This is a genomic window from Azorhizobium doebereinerae UFLA1-100 (assembly GCF_000473085.1).
Classification (GTDB): Bacteria; Pseudomonadota; Alphaproteobacteria; order Rhizobiales; family Xanthobacteraceae; genus Azorhizobium; species Azorhizobium doebereinerae.
In genome coordinates this window covers 1-2,853 of the sequence record NZ_AXBA01000086.1, presented here as the reverse complement: position 1 = coordinate 2,853, position 2,853 = coordinate 1, and the positions used below count along the sequence as shown (strand labels likewise).

Here is a 2,853-nt window from a genome sequence, read left to right as displayed (position 1 = left end):
GCTCTGGCGGATGCGGTGGCCCGGCTGGTGCCGGTGGGGCTCAAGGTGAGCCAGCGGGAGATCCGCGACCGCATGGGCCTGTCCGAGCCGGGGGAGGATGACGACCTCCTCCGGGCGCCCGCGGCCACCCCGGAAGCCAAGCCGCCGGCAGAGCCACCGCCGGAGCCCAAGGCCAAGCGGCTCGCCGCCCATGGCGCCGGCTGCGCCTGTGGCACCTGCGCGCCAACCGCCTTGCTGCTGGCGCCCGCCGACGTGCCGGATGGTGTCGCCTTGACCGACGCCGCCTTCGCGGACGCCTTGGAGGACTGGCAGGACATCACCGATCCCTTGCTCGACCCGCTGCGCCAGGTGCTGGCCACCGCCACCTCGTTTGACGAGGCGCTGGCCCTGCTGGCGGCGCGCGGGCCGGATGGCGCGCGCCTTGCCGAAGCGCTGGCCGAGGCCACGGCCATCGCCCGCGGCATTGGCGACGCGGTGGACTGAGCCATGGCCGAGACCACCCGCGGCTTCGGGCCGCCGCCGGAGGTGACGCGCTATCTGGACGACAAGGGCCTGAAGCCCGGCTTCCACTGGCAGGATGTCTGGCAGGAGGAGCATGCCCACGCCTTCACCGTGGCGAAGGCGGTGGAGAGCGACCTGCTCACCACCTTCAAGGCCTCCATCGCCACGGCGCAGCGGGACGGGCTCGGGTTCGAGACCTGGCGCACCCAGGTGGTGACGGATCTCCAGCGCATCGGCTGGGGCGGCCTGCGGATGGTGGCCGATCCCGTGGGCGATCAGCCGGACACGGCGGTGGACTTCACCGCGCCGCGCCGGCTCAAGACCATCTTCTGGGGCAACATGGCCTCGGCCCGTGCCGCCGGCCAGTGGGAGCGGGCGCAGCGCACCAAGAGGGCGCTGCCGTTCTTCCTCTATGTGCGCACCACGGCGGCCGACCCGCGCAAGGAGCATCTGGCCTGGGTGGGGACGATCCTGCCGGTAGATGATCCGTTCTGGGCCAGCCACTTCCCGCCCAACGGCTGGCTGTGCAAATGCACCGTGCGCCAGATCACCGCCCGCGAGCGCGACGAACTGCTGGCCCGCGTGCCGGCCAATGACAACGACATCCGCTATTCCGCCGAGCGGCCGGTGATCGAGACGCGGGCCTTCACCAATAAACGCACCGGCGAGATCGTGCATGTGCCGGTGGGCATCGATCCCGGCTGGGGCGGCAATCCGGGCCTGGCCCGCGTGAAGGGCGTGCTACGGGCGTTGGAGCAGTCTTTGGTGGACGCCGCGCCCACTGACGCCGCCCGCACCCTGGAGCAGCTGTGGGATAGCCCCTGGACGCGGGTGGTGAGCCGCCTGCCGCCCGAGCAGGCGCGGCAGGCGTGGCTGCCGGCGGGCGTCTCGCCCCGGCTCCAGGCCGACATGGGGGCGAAATCGCCGCTGGTGTCCATCAATGGCGCAGACGTGGTGGCGCGGGCCAATCACGATGGCCGGTACAAGGACGGCCGCAGCTATGAGGATCTGCGCCGGCTGCCGAAGGCCATTGCCGAAGGGATGGTGGTGACCGACGCCAATCCAAGGCGGCGGGGCATCATCTGGAACCTGGGCAAGGCCTGGTGGCGGGCCATCGTCACCAAGTCAGAGACAGGCTATTTGCGCGTCGTTTCCATACACAGGCGCAATGCCGGCCCCAGCGAAAAGGCGATCCAGAAGGTGGAATGACCGCGGCGGGGAGGAGCCGATCCCCCTCGCGGGGCGTCCCTCCAGGGGCCACCGTCATCAAGATGCCGAGGCCAACGGACTTCACCGCCGCGCACGGTATTATGCCCCAATTCGACTTTGGGTGCCATTTGAATTCCTGTGGCGAATATCTGCGGTTGCGGCAGGAGCCGACATTCTTGGAAGCGTTCATGAAGGTCTGATCCCGACCCCATTGCTGTCGTTGCGGGCTTTTAAGGCGCGTCCCAGAATCAGCCGTTCGCAGCGCGTGCGGACTAGCCTCATTCTGTGATTAGGTTTGACACTTTTCCGTCTGTCCGCGTCGGAGACGGCCGGCTTGGTATTGACCCAACTGCCGGGCGATAAGGAAGCCACTAGCGCCTAGTGGGCTATGCTTCACCGGAATTTCGGCAAGCGCCTCGGATGGGCCACTCGGAACGAATAATACGGGTGGTGATCCTCGCACCAGATGATAGCTTTGAGCGCGAACTCTCGGAATTTGTGGTCGCTCCACAGCGCGATCCGCGTCTTGCGGCCTAGCCGCTCTTCGCTGATCTCTCTACGGTGAGCGTCATAGACCTTGCCGGTATATGGATCGCACTTGGGATGGTCCTTTCCATGTTCGTGCCCGTGCGGGATCGAAGGATGGGGATCCTCGTCATACTCGTGGAACACCCACTTCTTCATGCCGCCCACGCCACGCACGACAAGCTGCATAACCGGCGGCGGCGGAAACGATAGCCGGCTCGCTGCCTGCTGGATCTCACGCTCTGAATATTCCTCGCGCGTGATCTCGACTTTCGAGCGATCGTCGTCGATCAGTTCGGTTTCGTGCGCGAGCGACGGCGGAACGTGGTTGCGCAACGGCCGAAAGAGCTGGTCGTCTGGCTTGAGCATGCCGCTAAGGCATGCAAGCCTCAGTTCCAGCTCCGAGAGTCCAATAAGATGAAGATCGTAGCTACGAACGGTCAGCAAATAGAAGCTATCAGCGGCGTCGTGGTCCAGATATTCCATGCGCTTGCGTTACCTGATCGAGCGAAACTAATTCGATCTAGGCTCAGGACCTATTAATTTGCCTTGAGTTGTGATTCACAGTCTCCATTGAGGAGGCTGTGATGAGCGATTTGTTCCTGCTGAGCGAAAGGC

General features: G+C 65.5%; 2 protein-coding genes and 1 pseudogene. 2 read left to right on the top strand and 1 reads right to left on the bottom strand.

The genetic code is table 11. From position 1 onward, the window contains the following. Together YU1_RS31320 and YU1_RS0125555 are read left to right on the top strand one after the other, a co-directional pair. Positions 1-483, top strand: a pseudogene (locus YU1_RS31320) (phage portal protein family protein); the annotation flags it as partial. 3 nt (positions 484-486) lie between these two features. Beyond that, positions 487-1,710, top strand: a complete 1,224-nt coding sequence (locus tag YU1_RS0125555; RefSeq protein ID WP_029006459.1) for a phage head morphogenesis protein — start codon at positions 487-489, stop codon at positions 1,708-1,710. Positions 1,711-2,103: 393 nt separating this feature from the next. On the opposite strand, the gene YU1_RS0125545 is transcribed toward YU1_RS0125555, so the two are convergent. Then, on the bottom strand, positions 2,104-2,721 hold the full coding sequence (locus tag YU1_RS0125545; protein WP_029006457.1) for a hypothetical protein: 618 nt from the start codon (positions 2,719-2,721) through the stop codon (positions 2,104-2,106). Positions 2,722-2,853 lie beyond the last annotated feature (132 nt).